This is a genomic window from Ruminococcus sp. AF17-12, assembly GCF_003479245.1.
Classification (GTDB): domain Bacteria; phylum Bacillota; class Clostridia; order Lachnospirales; family Lachnospiraceae; genus Blautia_A; species Blautia_A fusiformis.
This window is the reverse complement of record NZ_QUGY01000005.1, coordinates 126,573-147,310: the sequence shown is the minus strand read 5'-3', so window position 1 is coordinate 147,310 and position 20,738 is coordinate 126,573. Positions and strand designations below refer to the sequence as shown.

At 45.1% G+C, this 20,738-nt stretch carries 20 protein-coding genes; 16 read left to right on the top strand and 4 right to left on the bottom strand.

Annotation, left to right across the window (positions count from 1 at the left end; translation table 11 throughout):
* Nucleotides 1–101: 101 nt before the first annotated feature.
* The 7 genes from clpB to DWW77_RS07195 all read left to right on the top strand — a co-directional run bounded on the left by clpB (nt 102) and on the right by DWW77_RS07195 (nt 10,603).
* A complete protein-coding gene (gene clpB / locus DWW77_RS07225; RefSeq protein WP_015527234.1) occupies nt 102–2,684 on the top strand; it encodes an ATP-dependent chaperone ClpB in 2,583 nt (860 codons plus the stop codon).
* 288 nt (nt 2,685–2,972) lie between these two features.
* A complete protein-coding gene (locus tag DWW77_RS07220) occupies nt 2,973–3,146 on the top strand; it encodes a DUF4250 domain-containing protein (protein WP_044961487.1) in 174 nt (57 codons plus the stop codon).
* A gap of 304 nt (nt 3,147–3,450) precedes the next feature.
* Nucleotides 3,451–3,969: a MarR family winged helix-turn-helix transcriptional regulator gene (locus DWW77_RS07215; protein WP_021651325.1), complete on the top strand. Its 519-nt coding sequence runs from the start codon at nt 3,451–3,453 to the stop codon at nt 3,967–3,969.
* Nucleotides 3,962–6,124 carry an ABC transporter ATP-binding protein gene (locus DWW77_RS07210; protein WP_118608394.1) on the top strand — a complete coding sequence of 721 codons (2,163 nt, stop codon included), beginning with the start codon at nt 3,962–3,964 and terminating at the stop codon, nt 6,122–6,124. Before DWW77_RS07215 ends, DWW77_RS07210 begins: the two co-directional genes overlap by 8 nt.
* Complete coding sequence (locus DWW77_RS07205; protein WP_118608393.1) at nt 6,121–7,959, top strand: ABC transporter ATP-binding protein; 1,839 nt, start codon at nt 6,121–6,123, stop codon at nt 7,957–7,959. Before DWW77_RS07210 ends, DWW77_RS07205 begins: the two co-directional genes overlap by 4 nt.
* 182 nt (nt 7,960–8,141) lie before the next feature.
* Nucleotides 8,142–8,462, top strand: coding sequence for a putative heavy metal-binding protein (locus tag DWW77_RS07200; RefSeq protein ID WP_118608392.1), 321 nt, complete (start codon nt 8,142–8,144; stop codon nt 8,460–8,462).
* A gap of 5 nt (nt 8,463–8,467) precedes the next feature.
* Complete coding sequence (locus DWW77_RS07195; RefSeq protein WP_118608391.1) at nt 8,468–10,603, top strand: HelD family protein; 2,136 nt, start codon at nt 8,468–8,470, stop codon at nt 10,601–10,603.
* Between the two features lie 114 nt (nt 10,604–10,717).
* Here DWW77_RS07195 and DWW77_RS07190 read toward each other — a convergent pair whose 3' ends face one another.
* Both DWW77_RS07190 and DWW77_RS07185 read right to left on the bottom strand, forming a co-directional pair.
* Nucleotides 10,718–11,848, bottom strand: a complete 1,131-nt coding sequence (locus DWW77_RS07190; RefSeq protein ID WP_118608390.1) for a pyridoxal-phosphate-dependent aminotransferase family protein — start codon at nt 11,846–11,848, stop codon at nt 10,718–10,720.
* A gap of 54 nt (nt 11,849–11,902) precedes the next feature.
* Nucleotides 11,903–12,460, bottom strand: coding sequence for an ECF transporter S component (locus DWW77_RS07185; RefSeq protein ID WP_118608389.1), 558 nt, complete (start codon nt 12,458–12,460; stop codon nt 11,903–11,905).
* Between the two features lie 443 nt (nt 12,461–12,903).
* On the opposite strand from DWW77_RS07185, the gene DWW77_RS07180 reads away from it, so the two are divergent.
* Nucleotides 12,904–14,034: a hypothetical protein gene (locus DWW77_RS07180; protein ID WP_059086908.1), complete on the top strand. Its 1,131-nt coding sequence runs from the start codon at nt 12,904–12,906 to the stop codon at nt 14,032–14,034.
* A gap of 693 nt (nt 14,035–14,727) precedes the next feature.
* Here the strand turns inward: DWW77_RS07180 and DWW77_RS07175 are convergent.
* Nucleotides 14,728–15,426 carry a hypothetical protein gene (locus DWW77_RS07175; protein WP_118608388.1) on the bottom strand — a complete coding sequence of 233 codons (699 nt, stop codon included), beginning with the start codon at nt 15,424–15,426 and terminating at the stop codon, nt 14,728–14,730.
* Nucleotides 15,427–15,539: 113 nt separating this feature from the next.
* Complete coding sequence (locus DWW77_RS07170; protein ID WP_118608387.1) at nt 15,540–15,773, bottom strand: helix-turn-helix domain-containing protein; 234 nt, start codon at nt 15,771–15,773, stop codon at nt 15,540–15,542.
* A 172-nt stretch (nt 15,774–15,945) separates the two neighbouring features.
* Here DWW77_RS07170 and DWW77_RS07165 point away from each other — a divergent pair, with 172 nt between their 5' ends.
* From DWW77_RS07165 to DWW77_RS07135, 8 genes are all read left to right on the top strand, one after another.
* Nucleotides 15,946–16,287 (top strand): hypothetical protein, encoded by a 342-nt coding sequence (locus tag DWW77_RS07165; RefSeq protein ID WP_118608386.1) that lies wholly within the window; start codon nt 15,946–15,948, stop codon nt 16,285–16,287.
* 34 nt (nt 16,288–16,321) lie between these two features.
* Nucleotides 16,322–16,618 carry a hypothetical protein gene (locus DWW77_RS07160; protein WP_118608385.1) on the top strand — a complete coding sequence of 99 codons (297 nt, stop codon included), beginning with the start codon at nt 16,322–16,324 and terminating at the stop codon, nt 16,616–16,618.
* A 15-nt stretch (nt 16,619–16,633) separates the two neighbouring features.
* On the top strand, nt 16,634–17,092 hold the full coding sequence (locus DWW77_RS07155; protein WP_118608384.1) for a hypothetical protein: 459 nt from the start codon (nt 16,634–16,636) through the stop codon (nt 17,090–17,092).
* 14 nt (nt 17,093–17,106) lie between these two features.
* Nucleotides 17,107–17,259: a hypothetical protein gene (locus DWW77_RS18000; RefSeq protein WP_182431201.1), complete on the top strand. Its 153-nt coding sequence runs from the start codon at nt 17,107–17,109 to the stop codon at nt 17,257–17,259.
* Between the two features lie 96 nt (nt 17,260–17,355).
* Nucleotides 17,356–17,694 (top strand): helix-turn-helix domain-containing protein, encoded by a 339-nt coding sequence (locus DWW77_RS07150; RefSeq protein ID WP_286187999.1) that lies wholly within the window; start codon nt 17,356–17,358, stop codon nt 17,692–17,694.
* Nucleotides 17,687–17,914 (top strand): helix-turn-helix domain-containing protein, encoded by a 228-nt coding sequence (locus tag DWW77_RS07145; protein ID WP_118173886.1) that lies wholly within the window; start codon nt 17,687–17,689, stop codon nt 17,912–17,914. Before DWW77_RS07150 ends, DWW77_RS07145 begins: the two co-directional genes overlap by 8 nt.
* Nucleotides 17,914–19,347 (top strand): AAA family ATPase, encoded by a 1,434-nt coding sequence (locus DWW77_RS07140; protein WP_118608383.1) that lies wholly within the window; start codon nt 17,914–17,916, stop codon nt 19,345–19,347. The genes DWW77_RS07145 and DWW77_RS07140 overlap by 1 nt, the downstream gene beginning before the upstream one ends.
* The gene (locus DWW77_RS07135) at nt 19,335–20,543 is read left to right on the top strand and encodes a DNA cytosine methyltransferase (RefSeq protein WP_182431200.1); all 1,209 of its coding nucleotides are present in this window, start codon (nt 19,335–19,337) and stop codon (nt 20,541–20,543) included. The genes DWW77_RS07140 and DWW77_RS07135 overlap by 13 nt, the downstream gene beginning before the upstream one ends.
* Nucleotides 20,544–20,738 lie beyond the last annotated feature (195 nt).

Genomic DNA, 20,738 nt, shown 5'->3' with positions numbered 1-20,738 from the left:
GCTAACAAATAGTGTTATAGTTCTCCTAGAACAAGAAAAAAGCACAGCATTTCCAGTATGCGAATATTGGAAATGCTTTTCATAGAATAGGAGGAAAGCCTATGAATATCAGTAAATTTACACAGAAATCCGTACAGGCTGTCCAGGATCTTGAAAAGATTGCTTATGAATATGGCAATCAGGAGATCGAAGAGGAACACCTTCTGTATGCCTTGCTGACACAGGAGGACAGTCTGATCCTCAAGCTGATCGAGAAGATGGAAATCCAGAAGGAATATTTTATTGACACAGTTAAGAGGGCACTGGATGCCAGAGTTAAGGTTTCCGGTGGAGAGCTTCGATTTGGTCAGTATCTGAACAAGGCACTGGTCAGTGCAGAGGACGAAGCGAAGGCTATGGGAGATGAGTATGTATCGGTTGAGCATCTGTTTCTTTCCATGCTGAAGAATCCAAGCCCGAGCATGAAGAAGCTATTCAATGAATTCGGAATCACCAGAGAGCGTTTTCTTCAGGCATTATCTACAGTCAGGGGAAACCAGAGAGTTGTCAGTGACAACCCGGAGGCAACCTATGATACCCTGAATAAATACGGTGAGGATCTTGTGGAGAAGGCGAAGAATCAGAAGCTTGATCCGGTGATCGGCCGTGATATGGAGATCCGGAATATTATCCGTATCCTTTCCCGTAAGACCAAGAACAACCCGGTTCTCATCGGTGAGCCTGGCGTTGGTAAAACAGCAGCCATCGAGGGACTGGCACAGCGTATTGTGGCAGGAGATGTACCGGAAGGTCTTAAGAATAAGAAGATTTTTGCCCTGGATATGGGTGCGCTGGTTGCAGGTGCCAAGTATCGTGGTGAGTTTGAGGAACGTCTGAAAGCGGTACTTGAGGAAGTGAAGAAGAGCGAAGGACAGATCATTCTGTTTATCGATGAGCTTCATCTGATCGTGGGTGCAGGTAAGACAGATGGCGCCATGGATGCAGGAAACATGCTGAAGCCTATGCTTGCCAGAGGTGAGCTGCACTGTATCGGTGCAACAACTCTGGATGAATACCGCCAGTATATTGAGAAGGATGCTGCACTTGCCCGTCGTTTCCAGCCGGTTATGGTAAATGAGCCGACAGTGGAAGATACCATTTCCATTCTCCGTGGCCTGAAGGAAAGATATGAGGTATTCCACGGTGTTAAGATTACAGACAGTGCATTGGTTGCAGCTGCCACACTTTCACACAGATACATTACAGACCGTTTTCTCCCGGATAAGGCAATCGACCTTGTTGATGAAGCCTGTGCGCTGATCAAGACGGAGCTGGATTCCATGCCGACAGAGCTGGATGAGCAGAGACGTAAGATCATGCAGCTGGAGATTGAAGAGTCTGCCCTGAAAAAAGAAACTGACAACTTAAGTAAAGAGCGTCTGGCTGATCTGCAGAAAGAACTTGCAGAGCTGAGAGATACTTTTAATACCCAGAAAGCTCAGTGGGATAATGAGAAGCATTCCGTAGAGAAGCTTCAGAAATTACGTGAGCAGATCGAGGATATCAATAAACAGATCCAGAAAGCAAAACAGAATTACGATCTGGAGAAAGCAGCAGAGCTGCAGTATGGCGAGCTGCCGAAGCTTCAGCAGCAGCTGGAAGTTGAGGAAAAGCAGGTTAAGGAGAGTGACAGAAGCCTGGTACATGAGGCTGTCACAGATGATGAGATTGCTCGTATCATTTCCAGATGGACCGGTATTCCGGTAACCAAGCTGACAGAAGGTGAGAGAACCAAGCTGCTGGGCCTTGAGGATGAGCTGCACAAACGTGTAGTAGGACAGGATGAGGGTGTTCGTCTTGTAACAGATGCGATCCTTCGTTCCAAAGCCGGAATCAAGGATCCCACAAAGCCAATCGGTTCATTCCTGTTCCTCGGACCAACCGGTGTTGGTAAAACAGAGCTTGCCAAGACTCTGGCTGCCACACTGTTTGACGATGAGCAGAATATGGTCCGTATCGATATGAGTGAGTACATGGAGAAATATTCCGTGTCCCGTCTGATCGGAGCGCCTCCAGGATATGTCGGATATGAGGAAGGCGGACAGCTGACAGAGGCCGTTCGAAGAAAACCGTACAGTGTTGTTCTTTTTGATGAGATCGAGAAGGCTCACCCGGATGTATTCAATGTACTTCTGCAGGTACTGGACGATGGACGTATCACGGATTCACAGGGACGTACGGTTGATTTTAAGAATACGATCCTGATCATGACTTCCAACATTGGTTCTCCGTACCTTCTTGACGGTATCGACGAGAAGGGAGATATCAAACCGGAGGCACAGGAACAGGTTATGAATGATCTTCGTGGTCATTTCCGTCCGGAATTTCTGAACCGTCTGGATGAGATCATCATGTTCAAGCCGCTGACCAAGGATAATGTAGGTAAGATCGTAGATCTTATGGTCAAAGAGCTCAGCGACCGTCTGGCTGACCAGGAGCTTTCTCTGGAGCTTACAGATGCTGCCAAACAGATGGTAGTGGATAACGGTTATGATCCGGTTTACGGCGCACGTCCTCTGAAGCGTTATCTCCAGAATTATGTGGAGACACTGACAGCCAAGAAGATCCTTTCCGGTGATGTACATGCCGGAGATACCATTGTGCTGGATGTGAAGGACGGAGCGTTTACCGTCAGCACGAAGTAAAAAATAACTCCATAAAGTTATGATAGATTGACAAGGAAAAGAACTGTCGGTTCTGATAGAAATCCATTTCAGGATGAAAATCGGAACCAGGCAGTTCTTTTTTGGGGACAAGGAATGGAATATTTTTATCAGATACTGAAGAAATAAAAAATCCTGAAAAATTTTTTTACTGGCTCTTGACAAAAAATAGAATTGGTAAGATAGTAAATCTGATATTTCAGATCAGACAGCTATCCAGCAGCATCTGGGATATTGGATAAATATCAGATAAAAGGATGGAAACAGATTATGATACCAAAGGACCCGGTAATGCTTTTAAGTTACGTAAATACACAGCTGCGGGATTTTTACAGATCCCTGGATGCCTTCTGTGAGGACAGAGGACTTAACCGGAAAGAACTGGAGGATAAGCTTGACATGATCGATTATGCTTATGATCCGGCTGTGAATCAGTTTGTATAAGAAAATCAGGAACAGAAAGAAGTACCCGTTTCGAATAAAAAAACGAAGCGGGTATTTTTTTTTGCGAAAAAAATATGAAAAACAGCAGAAAATAAATTAGCTTGACAAATTAATTAATAGATTTCAGGTGGAAATTAAAGAAGCTGTAAATCTTAAAAAAGTGTAAAATTCACAAAAACCAGTTGCATTTTTTGTGCAGATGTATATTATATATAGTTAGCCGACTAATTAAAAAAGAAGATCACTGCTTCGTATATCATTAACAAAGAGCAGGTGTCTGATCGGATGAGAGAGGAGTGACAGCGTGTTTTGTAAGGAGGAAGATGAGAAAGAAAGGCAGAGCAGCTTTTTATCTCTGTTTATGAAGGTAGACCGTTATTTTATGACGAAATGCTTTGGTCAGATGCAGGAGCTTGGGATTTATCCGGGACAGATACCGGTTCTGGGGCTTGTGTCCGGAAGGGATGGCCTGAGTCAGCGGGAAATTGCAAAGATCCTGCATATCAAGCCGCCTACGGTAAATGTATCGATACAGAGACTGGAGAAAGCAGGCTTTCTTTATAAGAAACCGGATGAAAAGGACCAGCGTGTGACCAGGATCTACATGACAGAAAAGGGAAAGGAAATCAAGGCAAAAGCACTGGAACGGATCCATAAAAATGAGGCTGTGATGATGGAAGGCTTCAGTGAGGCGGAACAGTGCCTGCTTCGGAGATTTCTGGAGCAGATCCTTGTAAATATCGAAAAGATCCAGCCGGAGGAAGCCATAGAAAAGCTTCATCCGGATGAAATGACAGAAAGGAAGGAACAGAAACGTGATTAAACTGATGAAATATCTGAAACGATCTGCAGGTTACATCGTACTCATCATTGCGCTTCTTTTTCTTCAGGCATACTGTGATCTGTCTCTGCCGAATTACACATCAAATATCATTAATGTGGGAATTCAGCAGAACGGTATTGAAGACAGTGTTCCTGAGAAGATCAGAAAGACGTCTATGGACAGTCTGAAGCTGTTTATGGAAGAGGATGATGCGAAAACTGTGGATGGATTTTATGAGGAAGAGGGAGATGATCTGGTATTAAAGGATAAAATCTCCAAAGAAGACAGAGAAGAACTCAACGATATCTTCGGCAAACCGATGGTGATCGTTTCTACTCTGATGTCCGACAGTGAAGAATCAAAGGCAGCTCTTGCAAAAATGGGAATCCCGGAAGGGACGGATCCACTGGCGGCTCTTTCTCAGATGCCGGCAGAGGCTTTGGCTGCTATGAAGGACCAGGTCGGAGAAAAGATCGACAAGATGCAGGAATCCATCATCACACAGGCAGGTGTTTCCTATGTTCGTGCAGAATATGAAGCCATGGGTGAAGATGTGGATGCCATACAGATGGATTACATGAAAGCAACAGGTATCCGCATGGTGCTGATGGCACTGGTCACCATGATGGCTGCAGTATGTGTGGTATTTCTTTCATCCAGAGTTGCTGCATCTATGGGACATGATCTCCGTGGACTGGTTTATAACAAAGTCATAGGTTTTTCCAGCAGAGAGTACCATAAGTTTTCAACAGCATCCCTGATCACACGATGCACGAACGATATCCAGCAGATCCAGCAGGTAATGGCTATGATGTTCCGTATCGTGCTTTACGCGCCAATCCTTGGAATCGGTGGTGTGATCCGCGTGCTTCAGAGAGATTCCTCCATGACATGGATCCTTGGGGTGGCCATTGTACTGATCATGGCATTTATGGCAATGCTGTTCAGGATTGCAATGCCGAAATTTACAGCTTTGCAGACCATGGTAGATAAGCTGAACCTGGTAACAAGAGAAATCCTTACCGGTATTCCGGTTATCCGTGCATTCAGCCGTGAAAAACATGAGGAGGAGCGTTTTGAGGATGCAAATATCACTCTGATGAAGACAAACCTCTTTGTAAACCGTTGTATGACATTTATGATGCCGGTGATGATGCTGATCATGAACGCAGTTTCCGTACTGACCATCTACAGCGGTTCTTATGCGGTAGACAGCGGAAGCATGCAGGTTGGTGATGTTATGGCATTTATCCAGTATGCAATGCAGATCATCATGTCATTTTTGATGATCACAGCAATGTCTATCATGCTGCCGAGAGCAAATGTATCTGCACGCCGTATCAACGAGGTGCTTGAGACAGAAGTCAGTGTCCAGGATCCGGAGGATCCGGTACAGCCTTCCCAGGATGTGAAGGGGACTGTAGAATTTGATCATGTAAGCTTCGCATATCCGGAGGCAGGAGAGAATGTTATCACAGATATTTCCTTCAAGGCAGAAAAAGGTGAGACAGTAGCGATCATCGGAAGTACAGGAAGCGGTAAGAGTACACTGATCAATCTGATCCCGCGTTTCTATGATGCAACAGAAGGATCTGTGAAAGTGGATGGCGTGGATGTCCGGAAAATGACACAGAAGGATGTCCGTGATAGGATCGGTTACGTTCCGCAGAAGGGTATACTTTTCTCAGGAACCATTGATTCCAATATCCGTTACGGAAAGACAGAGATTTCGGAGGATGCAGTGAAAAAAGCAGCAGGGGTTGCACAGGCTACGGAGTTTATCGACACCAAGCCGGAGCGATATAAGACTCCGATCGCACAGGGAGGAAGCAATGTTTCCGGTGGACAGAAGCAGAGGCTTTCCATTGCCAGAGCTATCGCAAAAGATCCGGAGATCTTTATCTTTGATGACAGCTTTTCCGCACTGGATTTCAAAACAGACAGCACACTTCGAAAAGCGCTGAAAGAACATACAAAAGAAGCAACAACCATTATCGTGGCACAGCGTATCAGTACGATCTTAAATGCAGATAAGATCCTTGTACTGGACGATGGACATATGGCAGGGATCGGAAGCCATAAGGAGCTGATGAAGTCCTGCGAGGTATATCGCCAGATTGCCATGAGTCAGTTATCAGAGGAGGAATTGGCATGAGTCAGCAGAGAAGAAGAGGCCCGATGGGCGGACACGGAATGCAGCCAACAGAGAAGGCCAAGGACTTCAAAGGCTCCATGAAAAAGCTCTTTGGCTATATGGGCAGATATAAATTCCGTTTTATCCTGATGTTTATCTTTGCAGTGGCAGGTACAGCGTTTAATATTGCAGGCCCGAAGATCCTTGGAAAAGCTACCACAGAGCTGTTCAATGGTCTGGTTGCCAAGGTAAACGGTACAGGCGGTATTGATTTCAGTAAGATCGGAATGATCCTTCTGTGGACTTTGGGACTGTATGTGGCAAGTGCATGCTTTTCCCTGATCCAGGGATTTGTCATGACGGGGATCTCCAATGATGTTACATACAATCTCCGAAAGGATATTTCAAAGAAGATCAACCGTCTGCCAATGAATTATTTCGAGAGCAGAACAAACGGTGAGATCCTTTCCAGGGTAACAAATGATGTGGATACCCTGCAGATGAGCATCAACCAGAGCATGACACAGCTGATCACATCCGTAACAACACTGATCGGTGTATTTATCATGATGCTTTCCATCAACGTGTGGATGACACTGGCAGCAGTGCTGATCCTGCCGGTTTCCATGCTTATCATTAATAAAGTAATGAAACACTCCCAGAAATATTTCCAGGCACAGCAGGAGTACCTGGGAAAAGTAAATGGTCAGGTTGAGGAAAATTTCGGCGGCCATGATGTGGTAAGAGTATTCAACAAAGAGCAGGATGCGCTGAAGGAATTTGAGCATGACAACCAGAAGCTTTATGAGTCTGCATGGAAGTCACAGTTCTTTTCCGGGATGATGATGCCGATCATGCAGTTTGTGGGAAATCTGGGATATGTGATGGTGGCACTTCTCGGAGGGCTTTTTGCCATCAAAGGAACTATCGAGGTTGGAGATATCCAGTCCTTCTTCCAGTATATTCGTAACTTTACACAGCCGATCCAGCAGATCGCCCAGGTTACAAACCTTCTGCAGTCTTCGGCGGCAGCTTCTGAGCGGGTATTTGAGTTTCTTGAGGAGCCGGAGGAGGAGCTTCAGCCGGAGAACCCGGATTCCATTGAGGGACTGGAAGGAAATGTACAGTTTGAGCATGTGAGATTCGGTTATAATCCGGATAAGATCATTGTAAATGATTTTTCCGCAGATGTGCATGACGGTCAGAAGATCGCCATTGTAGGACCTACAGGTGCAGGAAAAACGACGATCGTAAAGCTGCTGATGCGTTTTTATGATGTAAATGGCGGAAGCATCAAGGTTGACGGACATGATATCCGGAACTTCAACCGCAGCAATCTCCGTGAGATGTTCGGAATGGTGCTGCAGGACACCTGGCTGTTTTCCGGAACCATTATGGAAAATATCCGCTACGGAAGACTGGACGCAACGGATGAAGAGGTGATCGCAGCAGCAAAAGCGGCCCATATCCACAACTTTATCATGCAGCAGCCCGGCGGCTATCAGATGGTCCTGGATGAGGAAACCAGTAATGTTTCTCAGGGGCAGAAGCAGTTGCTTACCATTGCAAGAGCGATCCTGGCAGACAATAAGATCCTGATCCTGGATGAGGCCACATCTTCCGTTGATACAAGAACAGAAATGCAGATCCAGAAGGCTATGGATAACCTGATGAAGGGCAGAACCAGCTTCGTTATTGCCCACAGACTTTCTACCATTAAGGATGCAGATCTGATCCTGGTGATGAAGGACGGAGATATCATTGAGCAGGGAGATCATGAAGAGCTCCTGGCACGGAAGGGCTTCTATGCGGATCTGTATAACAGTCAGTTTGAGAAAAAAGAGGCTCAGGCGTGAGACTGAGATCGATCGTTATTATTTAAAAGGTGCGAAGCGGATTTCGAATGTCCGCTTCGCTTTTTTACTCTATACATCTGTTCCGCTTTCGGGTATAATTCTGTAATAAACACTCCGGAGCATGTTTTCGGAAATAATCCTGGAGTGTCCATGAAAAATGACAGAAACGGGAGGATTTTACCATGATCATAACAACAACACCATCGGTAGAGGGAAGAGCAATCCGTGAATATAAAGGAATCGTATTTGGAGAGGTGATCTCAGGAGTTAATTTTATGAAAGATCTTGGCGCGGGTCTTCGGAATTTCTTTGGCGGCAGAAGTGCCTGTTATGAGGAAGAGCTTCAGAAGGCCAGGGAAGAGGCACTGGAAGAACTGGAACAGCGGGCAGGAGCAATGGGCGCCAATGCAGTGATTGGCGTGGACATTGATTATGAGGTACTTGGCGCGGATAATGGCATGCTGATGGTTACAGCAAGCGGAACAGCGGTAGTGGTGGATTAAGGCGTATGGCAGCAGTAAAAAACGGACGGAAATATCTTGCACATGTAACAGGAACTCTGCGTCACCGGATCACACAGCTGGATGATTCCATAGAGGCCGGTCAGAAAGAAATCGAAGGAATGCACGAGTATTACTGGGAAAACTACACAGAGATGGACCAGTATGGCTACGAAAATTTCGATAACCAGCAGGCACTTTTCCATGAGATCAATGCCAGCAATGAAAAGATCGAGCTGCGCCGCAGATTCCGTAAGATGATGGATTCACCATTCTTTGGTAGAGTGGATTTCTGCTATGAAGGTGATGATGAGCCGGAGATCTTTTATATAGGTATCGCAAACCTTGCGGAGGAAAACGGTGGTCTGCCTCTGATCTATGACTGGAGGGCACCGGTGTCCGGATTGTTCTATGATTTTGACAAAGGACCGGCCTCCTATCAGGCCCCGCTGGGTGAGATCCATGGAGATATTGCGGCAAAGTGGCAGTATAAGATCCGTGGCGGAAAAATGATTTACGAGTTCGAGAGCGATGTGAAAATTGATGATGAGATCCTGAAGGCAGAGCTTGGAAGCAACGGAGATGTACAGCTGAAAAACATTATCCGAACCATTCAGAAGGAGCAGAATGCTATTATCCGAAACACCTCGGACAGGATCATGGTGATTCAGGGGGCTGCAGGAAGCGGAAAGACTTCCATTGCCCTGCACAGGATCGCATATCTCCTTTATCATGACAGAAAGAATCTGAAATCCTCTTCAGTGCTGGTACTTTCGCCCAACGGAGTATTTTCGGATTATATTTCCCATATCCTGCCGGAGCTTGGTGAGGAGAACATCCGGGAGATGAGCTTTGATCTTTTTGCCTATAAGAGACTGAAAAATACAGTGTCTGACTGCGAGGATCGTTATGATCTGATCGAGCGGCAGATTTCAGGCTTATGTGATGAGGAGCTTCTGAAGGAAAAACAGTCCCGGGATTTTCTGGACCGTATGGAAGGGTATCTGGCAGAACTGGAAGACAGTCTTATGAATTTCCGGGATATAGAACATCGTGGCGTAGTAAAAAAAGAACAGGAAATTATTGAACTGTTTTATTTTAAATTCATGGATATCCCGCTGCTTTCCAGAATGGATGCAGTGGCAGAGTATTTCATTGATGAGGTGGAAACGCTGAAGGGCTTTGACCTTCCGGAGGAAGAAAGGGATGCTGTGAAGAGTCGTTTTTACCGGATGTATGAGACAAGAGATCTTTATGTGTTATACAATCGTTTCCTGAGGCAGGAGGGATTTCCGGCGCTTCCACAGGTACAGTACGAAAAAAGAAAGCTTCGTTATGAGGATGTGTATCCGGTTCTGTATCTGAAATACCGTCTGGAGACCCAGCAGGAAGACAGCGGTGTCCGCCATCTGATCGTGGATGAGATGCAGGATTATTCCATGATCCAGTATCTCATCATCCAGAGGCTTTTTAAATGCAAAATGACGATCCTGGGAGATCGGGAGCAGACCATGGATGGGGACCAGCAGGATGTGCTTACATTCCTTCCGAAGATCTTTGGCAAGGATATCAGAAGGATCGTGATGAATAAGAGTTACCGTAATACCATTGAGATTGCTTCCTATGCGAATAAGCTTGCGGGGATCACAGAGGTGGAGCTTTTTGAACGCCATGGAAAACCGGTGGAAGAGAAAGAATTTACGGGGCTTACCGAGGCACTGGAGCGTGTGGTAAAGGAACTGAGACTGGAGAAGCAGACAGTGGCGGAAGCCGACGAAGACATGCCGGAAAATGCGGCTTCGGAGACAGATGGGACTGAGACCGGGGAGGAGCTTTCTTACGAGACAGCAGCGGTGATCACCAGAACTGCAGATGAAGCGAGAGAGGCATATTATATTCTTCAGAAAAAACTGGAAGCAGAGGGCTTTGACACAAAGGAAAGGCTGTCACTGCTTCACAGGGACAGCACAAATTTCAAAAAAGGTCTTACTGTTACCACGTTTTATATGGCAAAGGGACTGGAATTTGATCAGGTATTTTCTGTATTTCCGGGGACTGACAGAAGTCCGATCGTGCAGAGAGCCAGATATATTGCGGCAACCAGGGCGCTGCATGAATTGTATATGTATGAAATAACAGAATAAATAACATTACAAAACGCTGTAAATGGAAATGTGAGCTGTCTCTTCATCTTACCGGCTATACCAGCAAAATGGAGAAACAGCAGTGATAAATTTCCTTTTACAGCGTTTTTTTGTTTATTTCATATTTTCGCAGAAGATTTCTTCCATGGATCCGGTAAGAGGAACGCCAAGCTTCTGCAGGGTTCCGTCCAGAGCATGGAAAACTTCACGTACATTGTAGAAAGCTGCATTATTTCCCATGTGACCGATGCGGATAACCTTTCCGGCAAGGACATCGAAGGAGCCTGCCAGCATGATGTTATAGTCTTTTCTGACTCCGTCCAGGATCGCAGCGGCAGTGGTGCCTTCCGGGACTTCAAAAACAGTTACCGTGTTGGAATAGCCGCTGTGGAGATACAGCTTAAGGCCGGCTCCTGTAATGGCCTTTCGGGAGGCTGCGGCGATTTTGGCGTGGCGTGTAAGGATCCCGGGATCATCGGCAATGTTGTCAATAGCAGCCCGCAGACCATAGATATCGCTGATCGGCATGGTATATGGAAACCATTTTTCTTCATAATAATGTGCAAAGGTTGTGAGATTTGCGTAGAAAGAAGCAATGGGTGTCTTTCTTTCAGTCATTGCCTTCTTTGCATCGCTGCTGACTACAACAAAGGTAAGTCCAGGAGGTGCAGATACCACCTTCTGTGATCCGCCGCACATGATATCGATCTGGCATGCATCAATGTTCAGAGGCTCGCCGAAGGAAGCGGAAACAGAATCTACAACGGTAAGGATCCCGTATTTTTTAAGAAGCGGGCAGATGGCAGATACATCGTTGAGCATGCCGCTTGGAGTATCGCCGTGTACTACGGTTGCATATTTGTAGTTATGGTTATCCGCAAGGAAGGCTTCCAGTTCCTTTACATTGAGAGTGTTCTGATAATCTCTGGTATAAAGCTCCGGTCTGCCTCCGTACATGGAAACAAAATCGGCAAAGCCTTTTCCGTAGATACCATTGTCCAGAACAAGAACCTTATCTCCGGGCTCAGTCATGGAAGCAATGGCAGCCTCCAGTCCAAGGATACCCTCACCGCTTAAGATGAGAGTTTCGTTGGAGGTATGGAGAAGAGTGCTGATCTTCTCGCAGGTTTCTTTATAAAATTCGACAAAATCTTCGTCCAGATCCGGATTTGTGCATTCCATGCTTCTTGCCAGACGGACATTTTCTGCGACCTGTGTAGGTCCCGGTGTCATGATCTTATACATAAGCTCACCTCTTGATCTTTATATTATTTCCGCAAATTACGGCAGCTGTTACAGCTATTTTTTTAATCCGGTTTTTCTTGCTGCAAGGTTTAATGGTGTGATCACTACGAGAACGATGACAGCTGCAACACCGATCTGGACCAGGTTTCCCGGGATGGAAGATACCGGTGCCAGTGGATTTCCGTAGATGATAACCTCTGCAATGTAGTATCCTGCAACCTTGATCACGCAGGCTGCGGCAATGGCGATCACATACCATTTGATGTTCTGGTGCCGGTGATCCTCTGTGAGCTTACCTACTGTGAAGCCCATGATCCCTACAATAATAAGAGTAAATGGTGCCCACAGGGTCCAGCCGGAGAGAAGGTCAAAGAGCCCCATTCCGATCCCACCGGCAATGGCTCCGGTTTTCTTTCCGAATAAAATGGCACCGATGAATAACGGCACATTTCCAAGGTGGATCAGTCCGCCGTTGGCAGCGATCGGAAGCTTAACATTAATAAATGCGGTGAAGATATAAGTCAGTGCAACAAATGCCGCTGTAATGGTGAGAAACTGAACAGATGAAAGCTCCTGGTCAGTTCTCTGAGATGTCTGAACTGCTTTTTCCATAGTGATAGATCCTTTCCCGAAAACATCGATGTATGGATGTCCTCTTTTCATATATTTTTGGTTGGGTATACTTTACAACATGAGTGTACATGAATAAAGACACAATTATAGAAAAAAAAGAGGGGACAGATTCAAGGAGATATTTGTCATTAAAACAGGAGGCTTACTTGGTGGGGAATAAATCAGAACTTTCGTAATGAAGGCGTAAAACGGGAAATACAGGATCAGCATAAGAAGAGAATAAGATAGGTATATCTGGGAAAATTATAATGTTAGAAAAATCCTGTACGGAGCAGGATATCTGCTTACAGGATATTCATAAAGTACAGGGAGAAATCAATTGACAAAGCTGTAATAAAATCGTAAACTATAGCAAAGAGTGTGTTCAGGAGTGAATGTTCCGGACACATTTTGTGACTGATGATGATTATGAGGAGGATACTATGAAGAATAAAAAATTTATTGCACTTTTAGCTATGACTGTTGCTCTTTCTGGTGTCATGACGGCATGTAGTTTCGGAGGAGGAAAAGAGGACAGCGTGGTTGTGGAGTCTACTCCTACTCCGACACCGGCGAAAAAAGCGAAGGTTACACCGACTGTTGCAGCAGACGCACAGAATACAACCTATACATCCAAGGATAAATCCGTAGCGATCAAGCTTCCGGATGCAACCTGGGCCAACAAGTCCGACGAGACAGATATGGTAAGCTTCGAGTCTCCGGACCAGGGCAGGATCCTGATCCTTCACGGATCCGGCGCAGATCTGGAATCCGCAGTGATCCCGAACTCCCAGGATATGGCAGTTTCCATGACACAGGCAGAGAACATGGTAAATGGAACCGATTTTGAGATCCAGGATTACAAGGCAGATCAGAAAGACGGAATCAACATTTATTCCTATACTGTGAAATATAAGGATACGACCAAGAGTGACGGTTATGTATATGCTATCAATAAATACTTTGTAAATGACAGTGAGTATTACAGCCTTGTGGCATCTGTTAAAAAAGAGGATGCTCTGAAAAAGGTTCAGGAGTCTGTCGACAGCTTTGCGATCCTTGGTGATTCCACTCTGAAGAGTGCGGCAAATGGTTCCGCAGCCAAGACTGCCGGTAAAGGTAATGCAGCAGCTTCCTCTGACGGAAGTGCATCTGCAGATGGTAATGCAGCAGCTTCTTCTGACGGAGCAGCAGATGGAACTACAGCTGCCGACGGAAGCACATCTACAGACGGAAGTGCAGCATCTGACGGAACATCTACAGACGGAAGCAGTACATCTGATGGTTCTTCCAATGGAACTGCATCCACTGACAGCAGCTCCTCCGGTGCTATCGTAAATGGCGGATTTACAGATGAGCAGCTTGGCAACACAGATGAGACAAGAACTATTTACAGAAACTCCGATGGTAAACCACGTGTTATCGTTCCGGACGGAAACGGTGCATGGATGGATAACGAAGGAAACCGTTTCACCTTCTCTTCTCAGTATGACTGTGATGTATATGAAGAGGATGGAACAAGCTTTTACTGGCACGGTGAGGCTGCAGACGTATACTATATGCCTGTACAGTAAAGCCTGGAGTAGCAGGAGATTCGGTTAGATAAGAATTCCGGGATCACAGCTTTTGTGGCTGCGGTCCCGGATTTTTTGTGTCATATTATGTCAGAGGCGTATACTTATACAGGAAGACATGGTATAATGTGAACGCTGCGGGCGATGGAACGCCCGGAAAATATTTGGAGGTTTTTATGGAAGCATACAGTGATTTCGCCAGAGTTTATGACATTTTCATGGATAATGTAATATAGCCATTTTAAAAGCCCGGAAACATAGCGTTTCTGGGCTTTTTCTCTGTATTCTGTAAATGTTCCGTTGTCCTCTGTTATCCTCTGTTTACCCCTGTTTTCCGCGGCTTTGTAGTAAAAACTGTAGTAAAATTCGTAGTAGAAAATCAGTAAGAAACTACAGCATAAAAGACCCTTATTATATACATATAATAACTATATATACATAACTATATAATAAATAAAATATATAATAAAGATTAGTATATAATATAAAGTGTATCTATTTTTCTTTTAGGGGGTATTGTTTTTTAACTCATTTTCCTATTCGTTTTATGAGTGGGTTTTCTATACCCCCTTCTTTAAGTTCTTTAAAAATTTTTCGATCTACCTTACTGCTGTAGGTCTTTTTCTTTATCCTCTGTTTACCTCTGTTATCCTTGGTTATCCGAAGTAAGCTAGTTTATGGCGTTATCCTCTGTTATCCTCTGTTATCCTCATATAAATCTTTAAGGCCTTTTTCCATATCTTCTTTAGTCCTTACACTGATCGGAAGACTAACACGGCTGTAAACTTCCCGGAATATCTCTATAGCTTCTGCTTCTTCTAAACAGTCTACTATTTCTGTAGCGATTCCTGGAAGTACCCCACTTTTCTTTAATATTTTTTCTTTAGCGGGAACGCTAATTACATCTAGGCTACTAAGCGTCGGGATTTCCATAACACCAGACATATCTAAAATATAAACCAGAATGTAATAGCGTCCGGCTTCTGTCTTTCTTCCGCTATACTTATAAAGGTTAGCTACGAAATAAATATAGGTACGCGGTGGCTTCTGTGTTTTGTTTCCGTCGTATTCGTTTATTTTGTCTACGTGATACTGTATAAGTAGGTCCCAGGCGCTTAATTCTTGGTGTGTGTCATGGTATCGTTCATAGTAATCTTCTGTAAGCTGTGTATCCCTTGTGAAATAATATTTTCTGAAAATGTAAAGATAGAGAACTGGCTGTATAACTTCTAGGCCAGTGTCCGTAAGAAAGAACTTAGTAGCACGTTTTGGCTTCCGTATTTCTACATATCCCTTTTCCATAGCGTCGTCGTACCAGTGTGCATTGTTAGCGTTAACTGTCATTCCATAATCCAATAGATTACACATACGTAATAAATATTCTTTATCCATAATTCCCCCTAAGTGTTTTCTTTTATCATATCACCCAACGACGACAAAGAAAATACCCTACAGCTTTGCAGCTGTAGGGCTTTCCTGGGTAATTGTGTTCTTCCGAACTGTAACTATTTTTTGATGTCGTCTACTGTAAGTGTGATCTTCTGACCTTCTTTTGTTTCAAAATTCAAGTCACAGTTAAGAAAGTCCGCGGCCTTTATTAAGTCGGACGCCGTGAAGCTATCACGGTTAAACTTATTGTAAAGAGCCTGTTTAGAAGCCAGTCCCAGCGCTTCCGCTAAGTCTTCTGTCTTTTTACCCTGTAGCTTAAGAAGTGCCTTGATCTTGTCGGCTACTGCCAAACTGTACACCCCCTTTCTATTAGGATATTATAATTATAATCAAATTGATTAGAAAAGTCAATCAAAAAAGTTAGAAAAATAATTAAAATAGGTATTGACAATCTAATCATTATGAAGTATTATCTAATCAGAAACGAAAGATAAATAACTAAACATGAAAGGCGGCAACAGTATGAGAGATAATAATATTTTAAAAGCGGTTTTACTACTTAGAAAAGTAGGAAACAGGTATACGACTAAAGAAGAACAGGTAGCAGAGGTACAAGGATGGTTCGATAAAGGCTACATGACAGACAGTAGCTTACAGGACTGGATTGAAAGCCTTAAAGAGGAGTTGGTAAAAACGCCAGAGCAGCTTGAAGCGGAAAGCGAAGAGTTTTTAGAAAGACTTTGTGAAGCAGAAGCAGAACAGGCCAGACAGGAAATGGAAAGCTTTTCTTGCTGTAGTGCAAGAAATTACGGACCTAGCAACCCATGGGACGCACCTGGAATGTGTGTAAGTGACTTTATTTAGGGGCTTCGGCCCCTTCCGGAAAGGAAGTAAAGATATGAACAAGGACGCATGGTATCAGTATTTTACAGAGTGCGAAGCGGTTACCAATCGCAACGCCGAACTGGTGGAAGAAAAATTTAAAGAGTGTGAAGCCTACACCGAAAAGGTGTTAAAGAAAAAATACCCAGAATGTGGGGTAGTCTTTACCGGACACGTCGAAGCAATTAAGGCCGGCTACTTCACAATCTGGATAGACACCGGAAGCGTTACACACAAAAACATAAAGCTGGAAGACTGCGGCATTAAGCCAGTAGAACTTTACGACTATCCGATAAGACCGGATTACTTTTAAGGGGGTGCTAAGAAAATGCTTTACAGCGAGTTTTTAAAGGGTACACGGGCGCCAGAAACGCCCGATACCTACGATCAGTTCCAGATCATAGGACAAATTTATGAAGACTGCGAAGGAATGACAAAGGAAGAAGCTTACCGTATCTGGAAGCAGACCTACGGCCGCGAACTTAAACGCCGTGAACTTCGCCAGCGGGAACGCCTGGAACTTTTAATTAACCGGGAAGACTATGATAGCGCCGATCGCCCACACCGGGCAGCGATCTACCACGAACTTAGTACCCTTTTCTGGGCGGCATATTACAATAAAGACGGTAGCCGGTGCCGCCTTGCTACGGAAGGGCGCTGTTTTATAGACGTATACGGTATTACCTGGATACTGCGATACGACGGACGATACCCGAACGGGAACACAATCTTTAAGTTATGTGCTGTAGTCCGTGGGCGTATGCTGGATACCGATTTTACAAACTGAAAGGGGGTATTCTAGTGGAATGTGCAGTAGTGATAGTGGAAAACGGCTGTATCGTGATCTATAAGAGTGACGACCGTTTGAAGCTTGAAAAGGAAGTGATACGGGCGAAGAAATCCGGTTTTCCTTACGCCATAATTGTACCGCGTGACGCCGATACTACAGTTTAAAAATATTTTTCTGTGACAGAGGTAAACAGAGGATAACAGAGGATAACGACGACACACGGCGGAAGTTATAAAAATTGTCGTGAAGACAAGTCGTATTTGTATCCTTATATTTTACACTGTATAATTGTCACACAGACAAATAAACAAGTAAAACCGTCACAAGGACAACGGCAAAGGAGAGAAAAAGCAATGAACAAAGTAAAGTATTACAGACTAATTAGTGGTCTGTTACTCAAAGACCTGTCAGAGAAAACAGGGTTATCCGTGGGGCATTTATCCCACATTGAAAACGGTAATAAGCAGCCGTCTAAGTCCGCTATGGAATCTATAGCATTAGCTGTAGGAAGTACGGTACCAGAAGTCTTTTATACGCCACTTACGGCAGAAGAAAAAGAAGAAATGGAACACCTGGGCGACGAGGTAGATAATGGCTAAAGCCAGAGAACCGAAAGTATTTAAAAGTATGGACGATCTGCCTTTAATGCTTACGCCATACGATTTAATGGACTTTCTGGGAAAGGGCCAGCGACAGACCTACGAACTTATCCATAGTGAGGGCTTCCCGTATGTACAGGACGGCCCGAAGATAAAGATACCTAAGTGGCTGCTTATAGAATTTATAAATGAGAAAGTAAGGAAGGGGGAACCTTTGTAATGAAAATCCAGGAAGTGACGATAGAAGGCTATCAGTCACACACAAATAGTACCTTTTGTCTTTCCCCTGGGCTGACGGTCATTACCGGACCGTCGGACGCCGGAAAGACAGCGATCATAAGAGCGCTTCGGTGGTTCGCTTTTAATGAGCCGACCGGGGAAGCGTTCTTACACACAATCCGTAACCCGGACGGGTCAGTTAAAGAAGCTGTAGACCAGGTTAAGGTATCCGTAACATTTGATAACGGTATCACGATCACGAAGACCAGAAGAAAGGGTAAGACGACCTATACACACAGCGCTTTTCCTACAGCGTGGGAAAAGGCAGAGATACCACCAGAGATTAAGGAAACCCTGGGACTGGTAAAACAGCAGTACGGTGATTTTGAAACCTGTTTAAATTTTGCTTTCCAGCTGGACGCGCCTTTTATGCTTTCGGAAAGCGCAAGCGTAGGGGCGAAGGTCTTAGGAAAGCTGGCGGGTACAGAAATCGTAGATAAGTCGATCAGTGAGGTAAATAAAAAGACCCACCAGACACGTAATGATATTTCTTACGCCGACAAACAGATAGGGGAAATCGACGTATCTCTTACGGAATACTTCGACCTTGACCGGTTCGACGCTGAACTTAAAATAGCGGAAGCTGCCTTTACAAAATTAAAGGAAGATCAGAGCCGACACGTCGCGCTTACCGCCCTTATGAATAGTTACCAGCTGAACACGGAACAGCGTATTAAATATTACGACGAAGTGGAACGTCTGGCCGGTGTGGTCGTCGCTTCTGTATCGCTTGGTATTGCGGAACGCGAACAGGCAAAAAAAGAAAAGCTGGAAGACCTTAACACAGGATTCTGGAAAGCGGTACAAGATCAGAACGAACCTTTAAGGGTTATCCATATTACGCGGAATCTGGAAGACTTACAGGCTGATCTTAAGGAAGTGGAAACAGACGTAATAAGGTACGACGCACTTTTAGGTTTCCAGTATGGATATATCAATTTACAGGAAACCATAAGAAGAACGTCGGCGCTGGTAGTGAAGTTAGACCAGGCGGTAGGGCTTTCGTTCATGCTGGACGAAGCGGAAAAAGACACACAAGCCTTAGAAGTCCTGGAACGTGCCTATAAGCGATTTAACGAAGTAAGCGAAGAAGAACGCGACTTACGATATAAGGTATCTTCCATGGGGAACACAGAAGCCCTGGCGGACATTCTAGGAAGCATTTCTAAGCAGTACGACGAACTGGACAACCTTAAGAGGTTAAACGCGGTAAGTCAGACAAGACAGCTTTCCTATGAAGCAGCTGGAAGATACGTAGAAAAATGTAACAGAGAATTAGAGGAAGCACAGGAAGAACTACAGGCCGCCTGGGAAGCTGCCGGGGGCGTGTGTCCATTGTGTGGAAGTGAGGTAAAAGAAAATTGTACACATTAAACGACTTCTTTTGTGGGTGTGGCGGTCTTGGTCTGGGCTTCCAGAACGCCGGGTTTAAAATCGTCGGCGCCTGGGATTTTGACAAGTACGCTGTAGCCACATACAGGGAAAATGTAGGCGATCATGTGGTACAGGCAGATATACAGAAAATGCACATTGAAGATGTACCGAAAGCCGACGTCTGGGCGTTTGGGTTTCCTTGCCAGGACTTAAGCGTAGCCGGAAAACAGGCTGGTATAAAGCTGGAATGTGCCGACTGCGGCACCGTATGGGAAGTGTCTGCGGAAACTTACAGCGAAGAAAACTTATGTCCGGGTTGTGGCGGTACGAACCATAGGGCAGCGACCAGAAGCGGTATGTTTTTTGAAATCATGCGGCTGTTGGCCGAAGCAAGAGAGAGAGAGCCGGAGAAGGTTCCGAAAGTGCTTGTAGCGGAAAACGTGAAGGCGTTAAGGAAACTTCTGCCAGTGCTGGAAGCAGAATACGGAAAAGCCGGGTACAAGTGCCACGCACAGCTTTTTAATAGCAAATACTGGGGCGTACCCCAGAACAGGGAAAGGTATATAGTTGTCGGTACTCTGGACAGCTTACCAGATACCTATACATACCCGGAAGAACAACACGACTACGTACCGAAGCTTTCTACAATCCTTGAAGCTGATGTAGACGACAAGTTTTACATTGCCGACGAAAAGGCTCACAAAATCATAGATCAGGCGTTACAGCGTATTTCTTCTATGGGTAAGGTACACGCTACGATTACGCCGGACAGAGTAGATAAAAGACAGAATGGGCGTAGATCGAAGGAAGACGAAGACCCTATGTTTACACTGACCGCCCAGGACTTACACGGCGTCATTGTAGACGATACTTACGGTTATCCTACAGAGAGAGAGAGAGAGCCGGAAAAGGATTTACACAGAGGTAGCCCCGACACTACGGAGCAGTCGGCAAGGGGTGAAGGTGGTAGAGAATATCACGAAAAACGATACGGAAAAGACGCCCCCTTGTTCCCGATAGCCGAAGCTACAAAGGCTGGAATAGCTGTAGGGAGATATGGGGACGCCATAAATATAGCTTATCCGGAAAGTAATACCAGACGCGGACGGGTCGGAAAAGAGATAGCCCAGTCGTTGCTTACAGGGTGTTCCCAGGTGGTTATATGCGATAAGAAAGGCGGAGAAAATGACACATGATTGTAGAGAGAGAGAGAGAGAGAGAGCCAGCGCCTACCGGCCATAGATCAGCTGATACAGGACGGCGTAATACAGGCACAGCGTAACGGGAAAGGGACTTTTATAGGGTGTTCCCCTACGTTACTGGCGTCGGACTACAAACAAGTACCGCTGGTACTGGAAAGGGTAGACGAATGTATGAATACAGAGAGAGAG